The sequence below is a fragment of the Banduia mediterranea genome (assembly GCF_031846245.1).
Taxonomy (GTDB): domain Bacteria; phylum Pseudomonadota; class Gammaproteobacteria; order Nevskiales; family Nevskiaceae; genus Banduia; species Banduia mediterranea.
Window position 1 is genome coordinate 38874 of record NZ_JAVRIC010000019.1, and the last position, 21949, is coordinate 60822.

At 62.8% G+C, this 21949-nt stretch carries 19 protein-coding genes and 3 tRNA genes; 13 read left to right on the plus strand and 9 right to left on the minus strand.

Translation table 11 applies throughout. The features are described from left to right. Positions 1-23: 23 nt before the first annotated feature. From RM530_RS12920 to RM530_RS12960, 9 genes are all read left to right on the plus strand, one after another. Positions 24-2402 carry a tetratricopeptide repeat protein gene (locus RM530_RS12920; protein WP_311365646.1) on the plus strand — a complete coding sequence of 793 codons (2379 nt, stop codon included), beginning with the start codon at positions 24-26 and terminating at the stop codon, positions 2400-2402. Further along, positions 2399-5203 (plus strand): tetratricopeptide repeat protein, encoded by a 2805-nt coding sequence (locus tag RM530_RS12925; RefSeq protein ID WP_311365648.1) that lies wholly within the window; start codon positions 2399-2401, stop codon positions 5201-5203. Before RM530_RS12920 ends, RM530_RS12925 begins: the two co-directional genes overlap by 4 nt. Then, positions 5190-5870, plus strand: a complete 681-nt coding sequence (locus RM530_RS12930) for a tetratricopeptide repeat protein (protein ID WP_311365650.1) — start codon at positions 5190-5192, stop codon at positions 5868-5870. The genes RM530_RS12925 and RM530_RS12930 overlap by 14 nt, the downstream gene beginning before the upstream one ends. Further along, positions 5867-6226 carry a hypothetical protein gene (locus RM530_RS12935; RefSeq protein WP_311365652.1) on the plus strand — a complete coding sequence of 120 codons (360 nt, stop codon included), beginning with the start codon at positions 5867-5869 and terminating at the stop codon, positions 6224-6226. Before RM530_RS12930 ends, RM530_RS12935 begins: the two co-directional genes overlap by 4 nt. A gap of 59 nt (positions 6227-6285) precedes the next feature. Further along, entirely contained in the window at positions 6286-6918 is a 633-nt protein-coding gene (locus RM530_RS12940) for a MotA/TolQ/ExbB proton channel family protein (RefSeq protein ID WP_311365655.1), read from the plus strand. Next, a complete protein-coding gene (locus tag RM530_RS12945) occupies positions 6915-7412 on the plus strand; it encodes an ExbD/TolR family protein (RefSeq protein ID WP_311365657.1) in 498 nt (165 codons plus the stop codon). Before RM530_RS12940 ends, RM530_RS12945 begins: the two co-directional genes overlap by 4 nt. Further along, on the plus strand, positions 7409-7954 hold the full coding sequence (locus tag RM530_RS12950; protein ID WP_311365658.1) for an ExbD/TolR family protein: 546 nt from the start codon (positions 7409-7411) through the stop codon (positions 7952-7954). Before RM530_RS12945 ends, RM530_RS12950 begins: the two co-directional genes overlap by 4 nt. Beyond that, positions 7951-8919, plus strand: coding sequence for an AgmX/PglI C-terminal domain-containing protein (locus RM530_RS12955; protein ID WP_311365659.1), 969 nt, complete (start codon positions 7951-7953; stop codon positions 8917-8919). The genes RM530_RS12950 and RM530_RS12955 overlap by 4 nt, the downstream gene beginning before the upstream one ends. Before the next feature lie 86 nt (positions 8920-9005). Continuing rightward, positions 9006-9794, plus strand: coding sequence for an enoyl-ACP reductase FabI (locus tag RM530_RS12960; protein WP_311365661.1), 789 nt, complete (start codon positions 9006-9008; stop codon positions 9792-9794). Positions 9795-10059: 265 nt separating this feature from the next. Here RM530_RS12960 and RM530_RS12965 read toward each other — a convergent pair whose 3' ends face one another. From RM530_RS12965 to RM530_RS13005, 9 genes are all read right to left on the minus strand, one after another. Further along, positions 10060-11982, minus strand: coding sequence for a SurA N-terminal domain-containing protein (locus tag RM530_RS12965; protein WP_311365662.1), 1923 nt, complete (start codon positions 11980-11982; stop codon positions 10060-10062). A gap of 66 nt (positions 11983-12048) precedes the next feature. Next, positions 12049-12125: transfer RNA gene (locus RM530_RS12970), tRNA-Asp, on the minus strand. A gap of 62 nt (positions 12126-12187) precedes the next feature. Next, positions 12188-12263 (minus strand) — tRNA-Val (locus tag RM530_RS12975). Positions 12264-12288: 25 nt separating this feature from the next. Continuing rightward, a complete protein-coding gene (locus RM530_RS12980) occupies positions 12289-12600 on the minus strand; it encodes an HU family DNA-binding protein (RefSeq protein WP_311365710.1) in 312 nt (103 codons plus the stop codon). A 275-nt stretch (positions 12601-12875) separates the two neighbouring features. Then, entirely contained in the window at positions 12876-15206 is a 2331-nt protein-coding gene (lon, locus tag RM530_RS12985) for an endopeptidase La (protein ID WP_432276099.1), read from the minus strand. A 313-nt stretch (positions 15207-15519) separates the two neighbouring features. Further along, the gene (gene clpX / locus RM530_RS12990) at positions 15520-16794 is read right to left on the minus strand and encodes an ATP-dependent Clp protease ATP-binding subunit ClpX (protein ID WP_311365664.1); all 1275 of its coding nucleotides are present in this window, start codon (positions 16792-16794) and stop codon (positions 15520-15522) included. An 87-nt stretch (positions 16795-16881) separates the two neighbouring features. Continuing rightward, positions 16882-17502: an ATP-dependent Clp endopeptidase proteolytic subunit ClpP gene (gene clpP, locus RM530_RS12995; protein ID WP_311365665.1), complete on the minus strand. Its 621-nt coding sequence runs from the start codon at positions 17500-17502 to the stop codon at positions 16882-16884. Between the two features lie 124 nt (positions 17503-17626). Continuing rightward, positions 17627-18955 (minus strand): trigger factor, encoded by a 1329-nt coding sequence (gene tig, locus RM530_RS13000; RefSeq protein ID WP_311365667.1) that lies wholly within the window; start codon positions 18953-18955, stop codon positions 17627-17629. 57 nt (positions 18956-19012) lie between these two features. Further along, positions 19013-19097: transfer RNA gene (locus tag RM530_RS13005), tRNA-Leu, on the minus strand. Between the two features lie 192 nt (positions 19098-19289). Here RM530_RS13005 and hemP point away from each other — a divergent pair. From hemP to RM530_RS13025, 4 genes are all read left to right on the plus strand, one after another. Further along, positions 19290-19466 (plus strand): hemin uptake protein HemP, encoded by a 177-nt coding sequence (gene hemP, locus RM530_RS13010; RefSeq protein WP_432276100.1) that lies wholly within the window; start codon positions 19290-19292, stop codon positions 19464-19466. A 131-nt stretch (positions 19467-19597) separates the two neighbouring features. After that, on the plus strand, positions 19598-20020 hold the full coding sequence (locus RM530_RS13015) for a hypothetical protein (protein ID WP_311365672.1): 423 nt from the start codon (positions 19598-19600) through the stop codon (positions 20018-20020). After that, the gene (locus RM530_RS13020; RefSeq protein WP_311365674.1) at positions 20013-21089 is read left to right on the plus strand and encodes a FecCD family ABC transporter permease; all 1077 of its coding nucleotides are present in this window, start codon (positions 20013-20015) and stop codon (positions 21087-21089) included. Before RM530_RS13015 ends, RM530_RS13020 begins: the two co-directional genes overlap by 8 nt. 10 nt (positions 21090-21099) lie before the next feature. Continuing rightward, positions 21100-21900 carry a heme ABC transporter ATP-binding protein gene (locus RM530_RS13025; protein WP_432276101.1) on the plus strand — a complete coding sequence of 267 codons (801 nt, stop codon included), beginning with the start codon at positions 21100-21102 and terminating at the stop codon, positions 21898-21900. The last annotated feature ends 49 nt before the right edge of the window (positions 21901-21949 follow it).

Sequence of the window (21949 nt, forward strand, 5' to 3'; positions counted from 1 at the left end):
GGCGCGCTCGGACTGATAACTCCATGAATCCATACAAACGCCTGAAGACTTCGCTGTGGGTGGCGGCCCTGGTCGCACTACCGTTCGCCGCCAATGCCGGCGCGCCGACTCCGATCGACCCGGAAGCGCTCAAGCTCGACCAGCAGGTCGGCACGCTCAAGAACGAGGTATTGCAGCTCAATCGCGCGCTCAACGCCCAGGAGCAGGCTCTGCTCTATCCGGCGTTCAGCCGCACGGACATCTACGTCAACATCGATGTTCGGGGCTTTCTGCTGACGGACATGTTGGTCAGCATCGATGGCGGCACGCCGTTCACGTTTGCCTACACTGAACGCCAGTCCACCGCCTTTACTGACGGTGGCTGGCACCGCCTGGCGCGCACCAACGTCACCCAGGGCCCGCACCGCCTGCATGCGGAGTTCACCGGTCACTACATCACCGCCAAACCCGGCGACCCGCCGATCCACGGTTCGCTCGAGACCAGCTTCAACAAACAGCTGGCCTCGCTCGACATCGTGCTGCCATTGGCCGGGCTCGGACAAAGCCTGCAGATGGATTCGGTGCAGCGTCTGCAAGCACCCTCCACGCTGATCGATTCAGACGACGCCTCACAACAATGGAAGCTCGACAACGCACGTGTCGACTACCGACTCGGCTCCGTGGGAGACCCCCGCCTCAAGGCGGCGCAGTTCTATGAAACCGAGGGCCGCTACTTCACCGCGCTCACCGAACTGCTCAACATCGCCGACGAAGCGGGCTCCGACGACAGCTTTTCCCAAGACTACTTCTGGCTGCTGGCCGAGTGTTATCTGTCGTTCGGCCTTAAGCCGCAGGCCGAAGCGGTCTACGATCGCCTCGCACAGATGACCCAGTCCGCGCCGGAAACCCTGGGAAGGGCACGGCTGCGCATCGCCGAATTCGAGTACGAGCGCGGTTACCTGCCGGAAGCCACACGCGACCTGATGCGCCTGCGCGAAACTCTGCCGCAGGCTCTGCTCATCGAGTGGCAGGATCTGTTGTCACGGGTGCTGATGGAACAGGGCCGCTACAACGAAGCGGTCGAAGTGCTGACCGAACTCGACAATATCGACGAACACACGCCGTTCATGGAGTACAACCTGGGCGTCGCCATGGTCAACGACGGCCGGGTCGCCCAGGGCCGCAACCTGCTCGACCGCGTCGGCCGCATGCGTCCGAAAACCGTAAAGGACCTGGCGTTACGCGATCGCGCCAATCTGGCGCTCGGTTACAGCTTCCTGCGCAACGAGCTCGGCGGCAGCGCGATTCCGGCATTCAACCGTGTCCAGGTCGAGGGCCCGTTCTCGAATCGCGCTCTGCTCGGCCTCGGCTGGTCGCAACTCGCGCCGCGTGGAGATCTGCAGAATCGCGCCGCGATCGGTGACGAGGACGATGTCGAGCGCAGCTTAAATGCCTTTTCATCGCTGGGCGTGTTGATACGTCCCGGATACTTGGAAGACGATCTCTTCAAGCGCTCCGCGCTGCGCCCGTTCGCGCGCGGAAAAGTCGCCAAGGAAGCCGAAGAAGCGCTGCTGCGCGCCTTGGTGCCGTGGGTTGAACTGGTCAAGCGTGACCGCATGGACCCGGCCGTGCAGGAAGGCATGCTGGCGATTCCCTATGCGCTGGAGCGCCTCGGTGCACACGAACAGGCGCTGGACCGCTACCTGATCGCGATAAAAACGCTCGAAGAAGGCCGCTCGCGTATCGATGAAGGCATAGAGTCGCTCAACAAACTGGCAATGATCGAAACCATCGTGCGACGCGACGTGGACGCCGAATCCGGCTGGGATTGGCGCCTGCGTGACCTGCCCGACCTTCCAGAGACCTATTGGTTGACCTCGCTGCTATCCGAGCATCGATTCCAGGAAGCGCTTAAGAACTACCGCGATCTGCGCTTTCTCGCGCGCCGCCTCGATACCTGGGAGGATCGCCTGCAACGCATCGAAAGTGGCGCACGGGCCGTACCGCCGGTTCCCGCAGACCTGCTGATCGCGGCACGGCGCAGCCGTGACTGGCTGCCGCAGGACTTGCCCGGAATCCGACTGCGCAGCAGCGATCACCTTGGAACCGTCAGCGAAGTTGAAGGCGCTGATTCGGCTCCGGCCAAAGCGCCGGTTGAGCTGTCGCTCGCCGACGCCCCGCCTGCCTTCGATGGCCCCAGTGAGAAGCTCGCCGTCACGGTGCCGGACATCGACCGCCTGCGCCCGCTGCTGTCCGATATCGGCACCGCCCAGGCCGCATGGTTGCGCGACCTCGGTGTCAAGGAACTGGAAGCTCAGAAGCAACAGCTGGAGAAATACCTGCTCGAAGCACGCTTCTCGATGGCGCGCATCTACGATCACAAGATTCAGGCGGAAGATTCCGCGGCGGAGGGCGAGGAATGAAACCGAGGCATTGGATCGCGACGGTCGCGGTGCTGTCGGCCGGTTGCGCCTCCACCATCGAGAACTCCAGCCCGAGTATTCGCGAAGCTCTGGATCGCAAGCAGCCAGCTCCGGAAGAACTGACCGTCGAACAATCGACGAAAATTGAGGCAAACCCGCAGCTCGCGCTGGAAAACTATCGCGAGATCATGAAGTTGCAGCCCGACAATGAAACGCGGGCGGAGGCCCTGCGGCGCGTGGCCGACCTGCAGATCGAGGTCGAGGACGTGGAACCGGGCACCGATGACGCAGCACTGAAGAACTCGATCGGAATCTATCAGGATCTGTTGAAGAGCAATCGCGACGGCAAGGCCAACGACCGCGTGCTCTATCAACTGGCGCGCGCCTACCAGAGTCTTGGCGAAACCGAGCTGTCGATCGATACGCTGGCGCGCCTGCAGGCCGAGTATCCAGACTCGTCATACGCGTCGGACAGCCATTTCCGTCGGGGTGAACTGCTGTTTGCCAGCAATCGCCTCAGCGAAGCAGCGACCGAGTATCGCGCCGTCATGGCCTTGGGTGATGCAACGCCGTTCTACGAAGCCGCCGAGTACAAACTGGCCTGGTCGCTGTACAAGCAGTCCGACTACGAGGCCGCCGTCGCCGTACTGTTCACGATTCTCGACCGTGACCTGCCGCCGGATCCAAGCAGCGATCCACAGGCCGCTGTGGATGCCACCGCGGGCGGCAAGCGCGCGCTGGTGAAGGACGTGCTGCGTGTCACCAGCCTGTCGTTCGCGGCCATGGGCGGCGGACCGGCCATGAATGGTTATCTGGATAGCCACGAAGAACCGGCCTACTACCCGCTGCTGTACCGCAGCCTGGGTGACCAGCTGCTCGAACAGGAACGCTACAACGACGCCGGCGAAGCGTATGCGGCATTTGTGCAGCGGCACAGCAATGATCTGCTGGCGCCCGAATTCCAGGCCAGCGTGATCGATGCCTATCGCCAGGGCGGATTCGCCGAGCTGATCATCCGCGAGAAGGAACGTTACGCCAACACCTACGATCCGCGCGCCCCGTACTGGAAGGGGCGGCCTGTTCCGGACGAGGTCATGACCGCATTGCGGCAGCACTTCGACGATCTGGCGAAGTATTACCATTCCCAGGCATCGGCCGATCCTGAGACGCGCAGCGGCGATTTCCTGACCGCCGCGTCCTGGTACCGACGCCTGCTCGACGTGTTCCCGAACGATCCGGCGGCGCCGGAAAGCAACTTCCTGCTCGGTGAGACGCTGTACGCGGGCGGCAAGACACTTGAAGCGGCGCAGCAGTACACGCGGACCGCCTACGACTACCCACCGCATCCGCGGTCGGCGGAAGCGGCCTACGCCGCCGTACTGGCCTACCAGCAATACGCGGCCAAGGTGCCGGCCGAGGAGCGCCCGCAAGCGCTGCGCTTGGCGATCGATTCCGGCAAGCGTTTCGCCGCCGCACATCCGCAGCATCCGCAAGCCCTGCCGGTACTGACTCGTGCGACCGAAGACCTGTTCGAAATCAAGGCTTTCGATGAGTCCGTGACGGTGGCACAGCAAGTGCTCACCGCGCAGCCTGCCGCACCCGTCCCGCTGCGCCGCACCGCGCTCGCGGTCAGCGCCGACGCGGAATTCACCCAGGAGGACTATCCAGCTTCCGAGGCCGCCTACGCGGCGCTGTTGCGGATGGTGCCGGTCCAGGAAGCCGAGGAACATGAGCGTGTCACCGAACAGCTCGCCGCCTCGATCTACAAACAGGCCGAAGCCGCTCGCGCCGCCGGCGACCAGCGCGCAGCGACCGAACAGTTCCTGCGCGTCGGCAAGATCACGCCAAACGCCAGCATCCGCGCCAATGCGGACTACGACGCAGCCGCGTCACTGATCGAACTGGAAGACTGGGCCGGCGCCGCCACGGTGCTCGAAAGCTTCCGCTCGCGTTTCCCCCAGCATGAATTCGCGGCCGACGTCGACAAGAAACTGGCCGTGAGCTACGAGCGCGATACGCAGCCGGTGCAGGCCGCCATCGCCTATCAGCGCATCGCGAACCGCGACACCGAATCGCAGGACATACGTCGCGAGGCGGCGTGGAAGTCGGCGCAGCTCTATGACGAGGCCAATCGTCCAGGCGACGCAGCCGGCGCCTACGAAAGCTACGTCCGGGCGTATCCGCAACCCATCGACTCCGCTTTCGCGGCAAGACAACGTCTCACTGAGATCTACAAGGCGCAGGGCAACACCGGTCAGTATCGCTACTGGCTGGGGCAGGTCGTCGCCGCCGATGCGCAGGCCGGTGCCGCGCGCAGCGATGCCACCCGACTCGCCGCCGCGCGCGCCAGCCTGGAACTGGGCCGCATGGAAGCACGGCGCGCCCGTGCGCTGCGCCTGAACCTGCCGATCGAACAGAGCCTGCCACCGAAACGCGAAGCCATGCAGTCCTCGATCGACATCCTGTCGGCCGCTGCGGACTACGGCTTCGCCGAAGTCACCACGGCGGCGACGCTGGAACTGGGCGACCTGTATCGCGCCTTTGCGCGCGCGCTGATGGAATCCGAACGGCCGCGCAATCTCGACGATCTGGCCCTGGAACAGTACGACCTGCTGCTCGAAGAACAGGCCTACCCCTTCGAGGAAAAATCGATCGAGTGGTATGAAACCAACCTCAAACGGATTCGAAATGGTGTCTATGACACGTCCGTCAAGAAAAGCTACGACGCCCTGGTGGACATCGCGCCCGGACAATACGCCAAGCGCATGAAGGCCGAGGAGTATTACGATGCGCTGCGCTGAACCCAAACTGCTGCTGGTCGCCGCGCTGGCGGCGCTGCTGGCGGCCTGCGGAGGCACCGGAACGGTGCGTCCGACGCCATCATCGCAGCCGGCGGCCGAAGAACCAGCCCCCGAAGAAGCCGAGCCGGAGCCGGAACCCGAAAAGGAAGATCCGGAAGGGCGATCCGAAGCCGCGGTCAAACTCATGCGCATCGGCAAGACCGACGAGGCCATCGAAGCGTTCCGCAGCCTGACGCAGGACTTCCCCGGCTTTTCCGGGCCGTATACCAACCTTGGCATTCTTTACGCCGGGCGCGAGCAGCGCGAGGCCGCGATCGGTGCGCTGTCACAGGCGATACAGCTGAACCCCGAGAACAAGGTGGCATTGAATCTGCTGGCGATTCAGTACGTCGAGTCCGGCAACTTCGAACGTGCCGAACAGAGCTGGCTGCAGGCTTTGACCGTTGACCCCGGATATGCCGCCGCCCACCTCAACCTGGGCATGTTGTACGAACGCAATCTGGGACGGCCGCAGGCCGCCATCACGCAATACCGCGCCTACCAGTCGGCCATGGGCGGCGACGCCCTGCAGGTTGATGTCTGGGTCGCCGAGATCGAAGCTGCGACGACCACTGGCGGCAACGCGCAAGCAGTACCGGCAATGCCGAGCCTGGAGACAGAACAGTGAGCAAGACCGTATCATTCCTGATTGCTGGTCTCCTGATCGCGGCCTCGGGTGGCATCGCCCGGGCTCAGGATGAACAGCCAGCGGTTCAGACATCAGGACAGTCCAGCACGAAGCCTGCTTCGGCAGGCCAGGAAGGTTATGGAACAACCATTCTCGGTGAACGCGAGACACCGATCGGACTTTTTATCACGCCCTGGCGCGACTCCACGCCCGAGGCCGAGATCGACCGGCCGGCGAAACTGCTCGACGAAGCCATGCTGCCCGTCGATAAGGACGTGTTCTCTCGCTATATCGAATACAGCGCCGCGCTAGCCGAACACCGCAAGGTCAAGGCCGACAAGGCCGCAACGCCGTAGACACGACTGACGTACCCCAGAAACCCCCAGGCAACACAAACTCTCACGAGGAGCGCGGTATGGATTTTTTTGGAACGGTGCTGACCTTCTTCAAGACGGGCGGCGCTTTCATGTACCCCATCGCCATAATCATGGTGCTCGGCTTGGCGATTGCGATTGAACGCTGGCTATTCCTGCAGCGTTCACATGCCGAGAATCGCCGATTGTGGGCGAAGCTGCAGCCGCTGATGAGCCAGCGCGACTTCGCCGCAGCCGAAAAAGTCACCGCCGAATCGGATACGGCGATCGGCCATGTGCTGTCGTTCGGCCTCTCCCGTGCGCAGAACCGTGGCTCGCGGCAGGACGTCGAAAGTGCGATGGAAGAATCGCTGATGGAAGTCACGCCACTGCTCGAAAAGCGCACGCACTACCTCGCCACGTTCGCCAACATCGCGACGTTGCTGGGTCTGCTCGGCACGATCATCGGCTTGATCCAGGGGTTTACTGCGGTCTCCAACGTCAACCCTGCCGAAAAGGCGGACGCGCTGTCAGCGTCGATCTCGGTGGCCATGAACACCACGGCGTTCGGCCTGATGGTCGCCATTCCGCTGCTGTTCCTGCATACCTGGCTCACCACCAGGACCAACGAGTTGCTTGACAGTCTGGAGATGGCCACCGTCAAGTTCATCAACAGCCTGACGACAACGGGATGATCAAGCGCCTGCACCGCTCGCGGCGGACCGAGCCCGCCGAGCTGCAGATCACCGCCTTCATGAACCTCATGGTGGCGCTGGTGCCGTTTCTGTTGATCACGGCCGTTTTCTCGCAGCTCGCGGTTCTGGAACTGAACCTGCCCGATCCGAGTTCCGCAGCATCGGATGAAGAGCCCCCGCCGCGCTCGCTGACCGTGGTCATCCGCGGCGGCAACCTGACCGTGCTCGACGCCAGCGGCCCGATCAAGGCATTCCCGAAGACCGGTGGTGACTACGATCTGGACGCGCTCGCGGAATTGCTGCTGAGCATCAAGCAGCGCCTGCCCAGCGAGCAGAAGATCACGCTGTTGCTGGAACCCGATGTAGCCTACGACGCCTTGATCCAGGTCATGGACGCCGTTCGCGTCAAACCCGATGAGAGTGGCGAGATGTTTCCCTTGATTTCGATCGGTGACGCCCCGGCCGAAGCCGTGCCCGAGGGAGGTGCTTCATGAGCGCAGGCTTCGGCAGCAGTGCCAAAAGCCGGCGGCTGACACGGCGTACCAAGAAATCGCGGGCGCAGGCGACGCTGAACATCGTGTCACTGATGGACATCTTCACGATTCTGGTGTTCTTCCTGCTGGTCAACTCCGCGGCGGTAGAGACTCTCCCCAACCCCAAGGCGATGACCCTGCCGGAATCGATCGCCGAGGAGCGTGCCGAAGAAGTGCCCGTGCTGATGATCGCGCGTGACCGCATCGTCATCCAGTTCGGTAACAACGTACGCGATGTCATGAGTACCGAAGCGGCCACCAAGGCCACCACGTCCATTCTGGCGCCGCTGAAGTCCGCGATTTTCGAGGAAATTCGACTGGTTCCCATTGAGGGCGATCCGCAACGGCGCATGACGCGCGGAGAAATCAACGTCATGGCCGACAAGGACGCGCCCTATGCCCTGCTCAAGAAAGTGATGTCGACCTGTACCGACGCGCAGTTCGCCAGCATCTCCCTGGCGGTGATCCATCGGCCCTCCGACAAAGGGAAGACCGCACCGTGAGCGTCTACGCGTTGAACGACCTGTTCTGGGGCTATTCCGAGCAATCGGATCGCTCGTTCCGCCGCTGGGTGATGATCCTGGCTATCCCGTTTCTGGTCATCGGCCTGGTCGTACCGTTTCTCAAACTGGCTGGCCTCGAACGTGGCGGTGGACAGGCGGGAGAAGCCCGCTATGCCGAGCTGATCCAGGAAGAACCGGCACCGATCGCCGAACAGGTCGAGGAGCCCGCACCGACCGAGGAAGAGCAAGCCGAGGAACCTGCGCCTGAAGAGCCCGCGCCGACGCCAGAAACGCCGGTGGAACAGGAAGCGCCGCCGGAGGTGCAACAACCCACGGCCGCGGAGCAGCAGCAACAGGCACGCGAGACCGCGCAGAGAAGCGGTGTACTCGCCTTCTCCGATCAACTCAAGGATCTGCGAGACAGCACCTTGCCGGGAATGGACGCCAACCGCAGTCTGCAGACCGAGGTCGTCACCGGCGGCATTGGCGGTGGCGGCTCAGGCAACACCATCGCCCAGTCCGCCAGCTCCGGGTCCGGCGGCATCGGCAGCGGCCAGGTTCGGCGGCAGCAGGGCGGAACCGGCATCGGCGAGCGCCGCACCACCACCGTGGAGCGTCCCGCCGGCTTGGGCCCAGATCCGACGCGTATCGGCCAGAGCGGGGATGCCCGCACCCCCGGGCGCACGCTCGAGGAAATCCAACTGGTGTTCGACCGCAACAAGGGTTCGCTGTATACGCTCTACAACCGCGCGTTGCGTGGCAACGCGGGTCTGCGCGGTGTCGTCAACGTCAAGCTGACGATCGCTCCGAACGGGCGTGTCAGCAACTGCACGGTGGTTTCGAGCGAACTCAATGACCCGGAACTCGAGCGCAAGATCGTGGCCCGCATCATGCTGTTCGATTTCGGCGCGAAGAACGTCGACGAGATCACCATCGACTATCCGATCACGTTCCAACCGCTATAGTATTTGTGATTACCCCGCCCTCCGGCGGGGTGATCGGGACGGGAAATTGACCGGCCCTTCACAGGGCCACAGCATCGGGAGAGCGCATGGGATTCCTTAGCGGCAAGAAAGCCTTGATAACCGGCGTCGCCAGCGAACGTTCGATCGCCAGCGGCATTGCTCATGCATTCGCGCGTGAGGGTGCTGAGCTCGCCTATACCTACCAGGGCGACAAGATCAAAAGTCGTGTTGAAGACCACGCGCATGCCACCGGCTCGGACCTGGTACTGCCGCTGGACGTCACCAGCGACGGCGAGATCGATTCGGCGTTCAAGGCCATTCAGGAGAAATGGGGCTGCATCGACATCGTCGTCCACTCCATCGGCTTCGCTCCACGGGAATTGCTGGCCGGCGGATTCATCGAAAGCGTAACCCGTGAGGGCTACAACATGGCCCACGAAATATCGGCCTATAGCTTCGCTGCACTGGGCAAGGCGGCGCGCCCGCTGATGCAGGGCCGGCAGGCTTCGATGATGACGATGACCTATCTCGGCGCCGAACGCGCGATGCCGCGCTACAACGTGATGGGTCCGGCCAAGGCCAGCCTGGAGGCCTGCGTGCGCTACATGGCCGACGAACTCGGACCGGAAGGCATACGCGTCAACGGCATTTCGGCAGGGCCGATCAAGACCCTGGCAGCTGCGGGAATCAGCGGATTCCGTACCATGCTCCAGCGTAGCGAGCGCACGGCGCCGTTGCGGCGCAACGTGACCGTCGAGGAAGTCGGCAACACCGCCGCCTTTCTCAGCTCGGACCTCGCCAGCGGCATCACCGGCGAGATCCTGTATGTCGACGCCGGCTTCAACATCGTCGGCATGAGCATCGACGAGGCCTGATCCGCGTTGGATTGTCCTCGACAAAAGGGGCGGCCTGACGGCCGCCCCTTTTGCGTCACGACAGAACCGCTACGTCCTCACGGCGCCATCGTGCATAGCGAGAACGAGCCGGTGCCCGAAGGCGATGGCTCAAGCGTCAGAAAATGTAAGGTGCCCGGGCGAGCGATCTGGACATCCGGCATCCAAGCCCCAATCGAGCGGAGCGCCGGATCGTTCTGTGCTCGAACAACCGCTGCCGATCCAAGTCGGCGAACACTCTAAGAACTTACTCCTGGGCCTCGAGTGGTGCCGGTGCGCTGGCGACCTTCACATCGGCAGACTGGCGAACCGCTTCCATCACAGCCATGAATTCTGCACCTGCGGCCGCCTCGCTCAGCTCTCTGCGGCTGGCTGACCGGACCTCCTGCTTCACCGCTGCGGGATCGGGCTCCGCGACACCATCGAGCGCGATCAGGATGGCATCGCCATTTTCGAGCTGCACCGTCTCGAAGCTGGGCCGTTCGGCGGCAGGGCGCGGCATCCGGAAGAGCACGTCCAGCACCTGGGGAGGGACGCCGCTCTGCGTGCGCGTGACCTGCCCGGGGCTTTCGATGCTCGCCTGGGCCTCGCCCGCCACGGCATCCAGGGTCTGGTCGGCACGCGCGGCGCTCATCGCGGCCCGGGCGGCTGCCATCGCCTGCTTTCTGGCCGCCTGCATCTTCAGCTCGCTGCGAATCCGGTCCGCGACCTCTTCGAACGGTCGCGTGCGGGCCGGCTCGTACTCCAGCTTTCGGACCACGATCACACGGGTGGGCGAAACCGACAGCAAGCGACTGTTTTCGCCGTCCTGCAGCACCTCTGCGGAGAAGGCCGCATCACGCACAGCCTCGTAGGCCATCACCCCGGTCCGTGCGTCGCGGGACAGCCAATCGGTGGACTTGACCTCAAGGCCGGCCGCGTCCGCCGCCGCCTGCAGGCTGTCGCTGTGCTGGAAACTCTGGTCTTCGATCAGCTCGGCAAGGTCGGTAAAGCGCTTTTCGCCCTCGCGTGCGCGGTACAGGTCCACGAGCTGCGCCTGCACCTGCTCGTCTTCGAACGGTTTTGTCTGCGCCGGTCGAATCTCATCAACCCGCACCAGGTGGTAGCCGAATGCGCTCTCCACCGGCTCACTGAGCGTGCCTTCCGGCAGCTCGAATATCGCGGCCTCCAGGCTTTCGTCGTATTGACCGCGCCGCACCCAGCCCAGGCTACCGCCTTCGTCACTGGAACTGGGGTCATCGGAATCGGACTCGGCGACTTCGGCGAAGTCTTCGCCGCCGGCCACACGGGAGCGCAGTGCTGTTGCCTTGCTCAGCGCGGCATCCCGGTCGGCGCCGAAATTGATCAGGATGTGCCGGGTCAGGCGCTGTTCGGGCTCTGAGAAACGAGTGCTTTTCTCGGCGTCGTAGATCAGTTTGAGCACGTCTGCAGCGGGCTTCTCAGCGGGCGGCAACGCGTCCCGGTCGAGTTCCACATAAGCCAGCTTCACGCGTTCCGGCGCCTGATAGCGCGAAGCGTTGTCGTCGTAGTAGGCGTGAATCTCATCGTCCCCGACCTCGGCTTGTGCCAAGTAGGCGGACTGCGGGAAACGCGCATAGCGCAAGGCCCGCTTCTGGTTGCGCAGCCGATAGTCGATGCCGAATTCGGCGTCGCTGATGAAGGCGCTGCCCAAGACGCCGCTGCGCATCTGTTCGATCGCCAGTCGATTACTCAGAGACGCTTCGTACTGGTCGGTGGACTGGCCGAGGCGACTGATCATCGCCCGGTAGGTCTGCGGCGAAAAGCTGCCATTATCCTGAAATGCGGGAATCTGGCGCAGGTACTCCATCAGGTCGGTGTCGGAGGTGCTGTAGCCGCGCTCGTCGGCATAACGCCGCAGCACACGCTCCTGGATCATCTGATCCAGGACCTGTTGCCGGAATGCCTCGTTGTTGATCATGTCGGCGCGGAAGTTGTCGCCGAGCATCTGCGCGAGCTGCTGATACTGCTGCTGGTAGGCACGCTGGAACTGGGATTGCGTAATGTTCTCGCCATCGACCTCGACCACGGTCGGGTCGGCACCACCACCGGCAAATTGTTCAACCCCGAAAAACGCGAACGGGACGATCAGGATGAGCATGATGACCCAGATCGTGGGGCCGGTCATCCGTTCCTTCATCGACTGCAGCATTGGCTCTCGACCTAAATGAAGACCACTCAAACGAAAAGGGCGCCGTAGACGGCGCCCTGGAAAAACTGGCGGAGCGGACGGGACTCGAACCCGCGACCCCCGGCGTGACAGGCCGGTATTCTAACCAACTGAACTACCGCTCCGCGAATACAGCTAACTGCTCGTACCGTCGAAAACTATTCTTGTCGTTTTCGGCACAAATCTCTGGTGGGTGCTGACGGGATCGAACCGCCGACATTCGCCTTGTAAGGGCGACGCTCTACCAGCTGAGCTAAGCACCCGAATCAGCACCCCCTGGAAGGCGCGCTACTTTACAGCGTCTTTGAGGCCTTTGCCAGCCTTGAACGTCGGATTCTTGCTTGCAGGAATCTTGATCTCTGCGCCGGTCTTCGGATTGCGGCCCTGGCGCGCGGCACGCTTGCGCACGGAGAACGTTCCGAAGCCGACCAGCGACACCTTGTCGTTCTTCTTCAGGGCCTTGCTGATGGACTCGAACAGTGCGTCCAGGGCACGGCCGGCATCGGCCTTGGACAGGTCCGCCTTGGTCGCAACAGCCTCAATCAGTTCTGCTTTGTTCATAGGTAAAGTTCCCCTTACGGCTACTTGTGAATACTTCAGGAAGTTGGGTCCGAACACGCCCGTATTGAGTGATCTCGCACCATTTGAATCGACGTGTACGGAACGGCCCGGCGAGTATAGCGCACGCGCTCAAACCCGCGTCAATGCTAGGTTTGCATGAGTTTTTTTAGCTCTACCACCTGGCTTGCGGTTTGTCGAGCCCCTTGCGCGGGAATCATCTTCCTTTTTCCGCCTATTTCGCTCATGGCGCCCACAAAAACAAGACGGCGACCGAAGCCGCCGCCTTTTCGCCGATGCGGGACTGTGAAAAATACTCAGTGTGCGCGGGCCGATTCATCAACAGGCTTGCTGGCCGCGGGAGGCGGCTCGACCGGCGCGGCCGGTTCCGGCTGCCGTTCGAGTGCGTATGGCCAGACTTCATCGATCCAGCGAACCGCCTCAATATTGAGCTTGTTCTTGATGTTGTCCGGAATCTCCGCGAGATCCTTCACGTTTTCGTGCGGAATCACCACCGTACGAATGCCGCCACGATGCGCTGCCAGCAGCTTTTCCTTGAGCCCGCCGATCGGCAGCACTTCACCTCGCAGCGTGATTTCACCAGTCATCGCCACCTCGGCCTTGACCGGAATACCGGTCAGGGCCGAGACGATCGCCGTGCACATACCAATGCCTGCGGACGGACCGTCCTTGGGTGTCGCTCCTTCCGGCACATGAACGTGGATGTCCTTCTTCTGGTGAAATTCCGCGTCAATTCCGAGTTCCGCCGCCCGCGAACGAACCACGGTCAGCGCCGCCTGAATCGACTCCTGCATCACGTTGCCAAGACTGCCGGTCTGTGTGAGCTTGCCCTTGCCTGAGGCCAGCGCGGCTTCGATCGTGAGCAATTCGCCACCGACCTCCGTCCAGGCCAGCCCGGTGACCTGGCCGATCTGATTCTTCTCGTCGGCACGACCGAAGCGAAATTTCTGAACACCGAGATATCGATCGAGATTCTGCTCGTTCACCGTCAACTGTTCGATCGTCGGATCCATCAGGATTTCCTTGACGACCTTGCGTGCGACCTTGCTGATCTCGCGTTCCAGATTGCGGACACCAGCCTCGCGCGTGTAGTGCTGCACCATCGAACGTATGGCGTCTTCGGTGATTTCGAGTTCGCCGCCCTTCAGCCCATTGTTCTTGATCTGCTTGGGCACCAGATACTTCGTCGCGATGTTGATCTTCTCGTCCTCGGTATAGCCGGGGATTCGAATGACTTCCATGCGATCAAGCAAGGGACCGGGGATATTGAGCGTATTGGCCGTGGCGATGAACATGACATCCGAAAGATCGTAGTCGACCTCCAGATAGTGATCGTTGAAAGTGTTGTTCTGCTCGGGGTCCAGCACTTCCAACAAGGCCGACGAAGGGTCGCCGCGGAAGTCCATGGCCATCTTGTCGATTTCATCAAGCAGGAACAGCGGGTTGCGCACACCCACCTTCGACATCGACTGTACGATCTTGCCGGGCAGCGATCCGATGTAGGTCCGACGATGTCCGCGAATTTCAGCCTCGTCGCGGACGCCGCCGAGACTCATGCGCACGAACTTGCGGTTGACCGCTTCGGCAATCGAACGCCCCAGCGAAGTCTTGCCGACGCCAGGCGGGCCGACCAGGCACAGGATCGGTCCCTTGAGCTTACGAACGCGGCTGGTCACCGCGAGATATTCGACGATGCGCTCCTTGACCTTCTCCAGACCGTAGTGGTCCCGGTCGAGGATCTCCTGGGCGTGGCCGAGGTCGATGCGAGCCTTGGTGCGTGACTTCCATGGCACCTGGGTCAGCCAGTCCAGGTAGTTGCGCACCACCGTGGCCTCGGCGGACATCGGCGACATCATCTTGAGCTTGTTGAACTCCGCGGTCGCCTTGCTCTTGACGAGCTTGGGCATGCCGGCCTTTTCGATCTTCTTGCCAAGCTCCTCGATTTCGTTCGGCGCATCTTCGAGGTCGCCGAGTTCCTTCTGAATCGCCTTCATCTGCTCGTTCAGGTAGTACTCGCGCTGCGACTTCTCCATCTGCTGCTTGACCCGGCCGCGGATCTTCTTCTCGATCTGAAGAATGTCGATTTCGCCTTCGAGCTGCCCCATGACGTGTTCGAGCCGCGCACTGGGGGCGTCGATCTCAAGCACCTTCTGCTTGTCTTCAAGCTTGAGGTTCAGATGCGCGGCGATGGTGTCCGCGAGCCGGCCCGGCTGGTCCATGCTCGCCAGCGATGGCAGCAGCTCGGCAGGCACCTTCTTGTTGAGCTTCACGTACTGTTCGAACTGCGCCATCGTCGAACGCATCAGCGCGTCGACCTCACGGGTCTCGGAACTGGCCTCGTCGTCCTCGACCAGATCGAGTTGCGCGGTCATGAATTCGCCTCCGGACTGCATGGCCTGAATACGCGCTCGGCGCACGCCCTCGACCAGCACCTTGACGGTGCCATCCGGCAGCTTCAACAGTTGAAGGATCGTCGCCAGCGTGCCGATATCGTAGATGTCCTTTTCACCGGGATCATCGGTATCGGCCGTGCGCTGCGCGACCAACAGGATGCGCTTGTCGTCCTGCATCGCGGCTGTCAGCGCCTTGATTGATTTTTCGCGCCCCACGAACAAGGGAATCGCCATGTGCGGATAGACGACAACATCACGTAGCGGGAGAACGGGAGCCAGCTGGTCGTTATTTTCCACGTTGTCTTCCTCCGGACGACATTTGGCCGCCGATGCGAAATGGGGGGACCGCCACTGCGGTACCAGATGGCAAGGAGTATGCCGGAACCCTGTTCTTGGGGGCCCCGGATGTCCGATTCAAGTCGAACCCTGCACCGCGGCGATCCGTGCGTTTGTTGATACCGATACGATTGTGGAATGGCGGCTCCGCCAGGAACGAAATAGGCCGCATCAAGTGCGGCCTATCTGCGTGCATCTGCGCAGCTCCGCCTCAGGCGCTGGTCTTGACGTCGCGCCTCGTCGACTCGGCGTTTTCGTAGACGATATAGGGCTTGGACTCGCCCTTGACCACGGCTTCGTCCACGACCACCTTGGATACGTGTTCCATCGAAGGCAGTTCGTACATCACGTCCAGCAGGATGTTTTCCATGATCGTGCGCAGACCACGCGCACCCGTCTTGCGCTCCTTGGCCTTGACCGAAATCGCGCGCAGCGCCTCCTCGCGGAATTCGAGACTGACGCCCTCCATCTGAAACAGCTTGGCGTACTGCTTGACCAGCGCGTTTTTGGGTTCGCGCAGAATCGACATCAGCGCTTCCTCGTCGAGTTCTTCCAGGACCGCTGCTACCGGCAGACGCCCGACAAATTCGGGAATCAGACCGTAGCGGATGAGATCCTCGGGCTCGACGCCAGACAGCACCTGACCGATCTCGCGCCCATCCTTGTCGCTCTTGACCGCGGCATTGAAGCCGATTCCGGTCTTGACGCTGCGATTCTGGATGACCTTGTCCAGCCCGGCAAAAGCCCCGCCGCAGATGAACAGGATGCCTGCGGTATTGACCTGCAGGAACTCCTGCTGCGGATGCTTGCGCCCGCCCTGCGGCGGCACGCTGGCGATGGTGCCTTCGATCAGCTTGAGCAGTGCCTGCTGCACGCCTTCACCGGAGACATCGCGCGTGATCGAGGGGTTCTCCGACTTACGTGAAATCTTGTCGATTTCGTCGATGTAGACAATCCCGCGCTGCGCCTTCTCGACGTCGTAGTCACACTTCTGCAACAGACGCTGGATGATGTTCTCGACGTCCTCGCCGACGTAGCCGGCTTCGGTCAGCGTCGTCGCATCGGCGATCGCGAACGGCACATCGAGCAGGCGTGCCAGAGTCTCGGCGAGCAGTGTCTTGCCGGAGCCGGTCGGCCCGATCAGCAGGATGTTCGACTTCGAAAGCTCGACACCATCCTTGTGGTCGCGCGCGCCCAGGCGCTTGTAGTGGTTGTACACCGCAACCGACAGCACCTTCTTGGCCTGATACTGACCAATGACGTACTCGTCCAGCTCCGCACGGATCTCATGCGGCTTGGGCAGGCCCTGCTGGGCCGGCTTGGCATGTACTTCCTCGCGAATGATGTCGTTGCACAGATCGACACATTCGTCACAGATGTAGACCGAGGGGCCAGCGATCAGTTTGCGGACCTCATGCTCGCTCTTGCCACAGAACGAACAGTACAGGACGCGGCCGTTGTGACTACCTCTGGAATCGTTACTCATCGCAGTCCTCTTCCGACCCGCACGCGGGCTCGGATCATGTATAGCACGCCGTCACGAACTTGCAAAACAATGCCCGCCAGCGGGCCGTCAAACGGCTGTGTCTGCCCGCCGATCCAGAATTTCGTCGATCACGCCGTACTCCCTGGCGCCCTCTGCGGACATGAAGAAATCACGTTCCATGTCGTCTTCGATGCGCTCGATCGGCTGGCCGGTGGCCTCGGACATGGCTTCGTTGAGACGCTGCCTCAAAAACAGAATCTCGCGCGCCTGGATTTCCACGTCGGCCGCCGAACCCTGGGCGCCGCCGGACGGCTGGTGAATCATCACACGCGAATTCGGCAGCGCAAAACGCTTGCCCTTGGCGCCGGCGGCCAGCAGGAAGGCGCCCATGCTGGCGGCCTGCCCGATGCACATCGTTGCCACGTCCGGCTTGATGAAACGCATGGTGTCGTAGATCGACAGGCCGGAGGTGACCACACCGCCCGGCGAGTTGATGTACAGATAGATGTCCTTGTCCGGATTCTCCGATTCAAGAAACAGCAGCTGCGCCACCACCAGGTTCGCCACATGATCGTCGATCGGACCGACGATGAAGATCAGGCGCTCCTTGAGCAGACGCGAGTAGATGTCGAACGCACGTTCTCCGCGAGGCGTCTGTTCGACGACCATCGGTACAAGATGCTGCGCTCGGGTCTGAATGTCTGTCATGAATCTCCTGGAGTCGGGTGCGCGACTTGCGGGTTAATATGCATTTATCGGCGTTGCATCGCGAAAATCAAGGGGCGGGCTTCGGAAATCCTCAGGCCGAAGGCGCCAGCGGCCGACCAAGGCCTTATGCCAGCTGATTCTGGTTCTGAGCGGCGAGCAGTTCGTCCAGCGCCATCGGCTTGTCGCTGACCTGGGCACCGTCGACCAGCGCGGCGACCACCTGATCTTCCAGCGCCAGGGCACGAACGCCTTGCAGCAGATCCGGTCGGCCCTGATAGAACTGCCGAACCTGTTCCGGGTGCTCGTAGTCAGCCGCGAGTTCCTCGATGGCGCGTTCGACGCCTTGCGGGTCCGGCTTGATCTCCAGTTTGCGGATCACTTCGCTGATCAACAGGCCGAGCGCTACACGCTTCCTGGCCTGCTCCTGAAAGATTTCATTGGGCAGCATCTGATCGAGCTGTTCCGGCTTGAGGCCGGCCGAGCTGAAACGGGAAGCCGCTTCCTGGCGCAGGCGCGGAATTTCCTGGTCGATCAGCGCCTGCGGCACCGGAATGTCATTCATTTCCAGCAGACCGTCGAGCGCCTGAACCTTCACGCGGTTCTTGACCGCCTTGTCGCGCTCCTTGGCCAGGGCCTTGCGGCATTTTTCGCGCAGACCCTCGACACCAGCCTCGGCCTCGATGCCGTGCTCCTTGAGAAACGCCGCGTCGATCTCGGGCAGCACCGGCTCCTGCACCTTCTTCAGCGTCACCTCGAACTGCGCCGCCTTGCCGGCCAGCTGTTCGGCCCGGTAATCCTCGGGAAAGGCGACGTCGACCGTGAAGGTCTCGCCCACCGAGTGCCCCACGATGCCGTTCTCGAGGTCCGGCAGGAAGCGGCCGCTGCCGAGTTCCAGTTCGACGTCACTGCCCTTGCCACCTTCGAATTCCTCGCCGTCGATCCGGCCGATGAAATCGATGACGCAGGCATCTCCGACGACGGAGGCGCGTTCCACCTCGTTCAGCGTGCGACGGCTGCCGCGCAGATTGTCGACCAGCTTGTCGATATCGGCTTCGCTGATCTCGACCAGCGGACGCTCGATCGTAAGGCTGTCCAAGGCACCCAAGGTGATTTCGGGATAGACCTCGAAACTGGCGGTGTATTCGAGTTCGTTGTCGGGCGATTCGGCCGTAACTTCGAACGAGGGTGCACCGGCCGGATTGACGCCGGCCTTGTGCACGGCTTCCGGGTAGCTACCGCGAACCAGGTCGGTGACCACGTCCATACGCGCCTGCGGACCATACTGCGAACTGATCAGCTTCATCGGCGCCTTGCCGGGACGGAAGCCCGGAACCTTGGCGCGCGCCGCAATCGACTTCAGACGAGCATCCACCGCCTTGCTGACCTGCTCTGCCGGAATCCGGACCTTCATCTGCCGGACGAGGCCGTCCGAAGTCTCAAGCTGCACTTCCATCGATGTCTAAAGCTCTTCAAGTTGATTGGGGTGGCGCTTCAGCGGCGCCGAACGCGTTGGTGCGAAAGGAGAGACTCGAACTCTCACGCCTTGCGGCGCTGGAACCTAAATCCAGTGCGTCTACCAATTCCGCCACTCTCGCCGGGAAAACTTCTTATCGCAACGGCCTGCCGGCTACTTCACCTGATCAAGCCGCCCCGAAAAAAGGCCGCACAGTATAGCAGCCCGATCCCGGGGTCCGGGGCGAGGTACTCCCCGACGAACGGTGCTTTGCATAGGTAATGCGAATCGTTATCATTATCTAACTTAATCAGCCGAGGACGTCGACATGCCATTGCCCACCGCCGCCAACACCGTGCTGCATCTTTCCGGCCACCGATCCAACGCCGTCAATGCGCGCCTGCACACCGAACAGCTTTTCCAGAACGGCCGCGAACTCGTCATTGAACACCGTGGCGAAGAATACCGTCTGCGACTGACGCGTAACGACAAGCTGATCCTCAACAAGTAGCGGCCCGAAGTCCCTGTCCGCCGCCTGCGCGGTATCTCCCCCCACGCAAGCGCAATGTAAGCAGACTCTGCGATGGCCCGCCGCGCCCTCTGACGCGGCGGGTCTTTTTTGTAGAAGACGAGGCTCCAGCCATGTCGCCCCTTTCGATACGCGCGCTGGCACTGCTGCTTACGATCACCACCCTGCCGGCGTTCGCGGAAGCGAACCGTATTGTCTCCTTGAGCGCTCAGGTGACCGAAACCCTGTTCGCGCCAGGTGTGGGCGATGGTGTCGTCGCCATCGACAGCTCATCACTGTGGCCCCCGCAGGCCCAGACGCTGCCCAATGCCGGATTGATGATAGAGCTGGCCGGCGGTCAGAATGTCGGCCAGGACTTCGAAGGCTACAAGCCCCTGTCCGCAGAATCGCTCGTGCAACTGGCCCCGGAGGTCATCGTCGTGCCGCAGCATGTATTGCCGCAATTGGGCGGATTGAAGGGCCTGCGCCGCAAGCCGGCGATCGCCGCCACGCAACTGGCGCGCGCGATTCACCAGACACCGCTTCACGGTGACTGAGCATGCCCTGCCCGCGCTCGCGGAGCCGGTCTGGCGTCGCCCGTTGCCGCTGTGCCTGGGCTTGACGCTGATCCTGCTGCTGGCGGTGTTGGTCGCGCTGGCCACCGGCCCCTTGGAGCTGCCGCCCGGCCGCGTACTGGCGACCCTGGCGCACGCCATCGGCATTCACTGGGGCGATCCGCCGAGCGCGGTCGAGAATGCGGCGCTGCTGCAGATTCGCCTGCCACGGGTCGTGCTTGGCCTGCTTGTTGGTGCGGCGCTCGCAGCCTCCGGCGGCGCCATGCAGGGGGTGTTCCGAAATCCATTGGCCGATCCCGCGCTAATCGGTGTATCCAGCGGCGCGGCCCTGGGCGCCGCCGCGGTGATCGTGTTTTTCGGCGCCGGCATCGGCCCGGTCTCCTACGCGTTCTCGCTGCCGCTGGCGGCATTCGCTGGGGGCGCCGTGGCGACCTGGACCGTTGCGCGCCTGTCCATGGCCGACGGCGTCACCCGCGTCGCCACGATGCTGCTGGCCGGCCTTGCGATCAACGCCGTTGCCAACGCCGGCATCGGCCTGTTCACGCAGCTTGCGGACGACTTTGCGCTGCGCAGCCTCACCTTCTGGCTGTTCGGCAGCCTCGGCAAGGCCAGCTGGACCGAGATCGCGGTCGCCGCGCCGGTACTGGTCGTGAGCACTGCGCTGATTCCGCGAGATGCCAGCGCACTCAACGCATTGCTGCTCGGCGAAGCCGAAGCCGGCCATCTCGGCGTGGCAGTGGAACGCCTCAAACGCCGACTGGTGGTTCTGGTGGTGCTCGCGGTCGGTGCCTCGGTGGCCCTGACCGGCGTCATCGGCTTCGTCGGCCTGATCGTGCCGCATCTGATCAGACTATGGGCCGGCCCCGATCACCGCCTGCTGCTGCCGGCATCCGCGCTGCTGGGCGCGATCCTGCTGACGCTGGCGGACACCGCCGCCAGAACCGTGGCGGCGCCGATCGAATTACCGATCGGCATCCTGACCGCGCTGGTCGGCGGCCCGTTCTTCATCGCTCTGCTGCTGCGATTCCGCAACGATGACGAAACCCTGTGAGGGCAAGACGCTGAGCCTGGTCGCGGAGCAACTGCATTGCCGAGCCGGTGAGCGCAGCCTGCTGCACGAAGTCTCGCTGCGCCTCACGCCCGGCGAAGTGCATGCGGTGCTCGGCCCCAACGGCGCCGGCAAGTCCACGCTACTGAAAGCCTTGAGCGGCGAACTGCGTCCCCAGGCGGGGCGCGTCGAGCTCAATGGCCAGGCGCTGGACGCGATGCCGCCGCGCGAACGTGCCCGACACCGGGCGGTGCTGCCGCAACTGGACCGCTTGCGCTTCGGCTTCAAGGCCGAGCAGGTGGTCTCGATGGGCCGCCAGCCCTGCCTTCGGCATGGGCCCGCGCGCGAGCGCGAGATCGTGCTCTCGGCCCTGGACGCTGCGGGCGTTCGCGCGCTGGCGCAGCGCCGCTATACGACGCTGTCCGGCGGCGAACGAGCGCGAGTGCAGTTCGCCCGGGTGCTGGCGCAGATCTGGGAACCGCTGCCCTCCGGGCCGCGCTATCTGCTGCTCGACGAACCCACGGCCAGCCTCGATCTGGCCCACCAGCATCACCTGATGACGACCGCGCGACGCTTCGCTGCCAATGGCGTGGGCGTCCTCGCCGTGCTGCACGATCCCAATCTTGCGCTGCGCTACGCCGACCGCGTCAGCCTGCTTCGCGACGGTCGTGTTCTGGCCGGCGGCACGCCGACCGCGGTGATGGATGCGGCGCACCTGCACCGGCTCTACGGCATCGAGGTCGACATCATCCAAGTGCCCGGCCAACGGGGCTGGATCGTGCCACGAACGCCTGGCGACACCGCCTCAGACTGAGCCGCGCCCGCTCGGCTGCTGGCGAAAAAGAAGAAAAAAACGCGGCCAG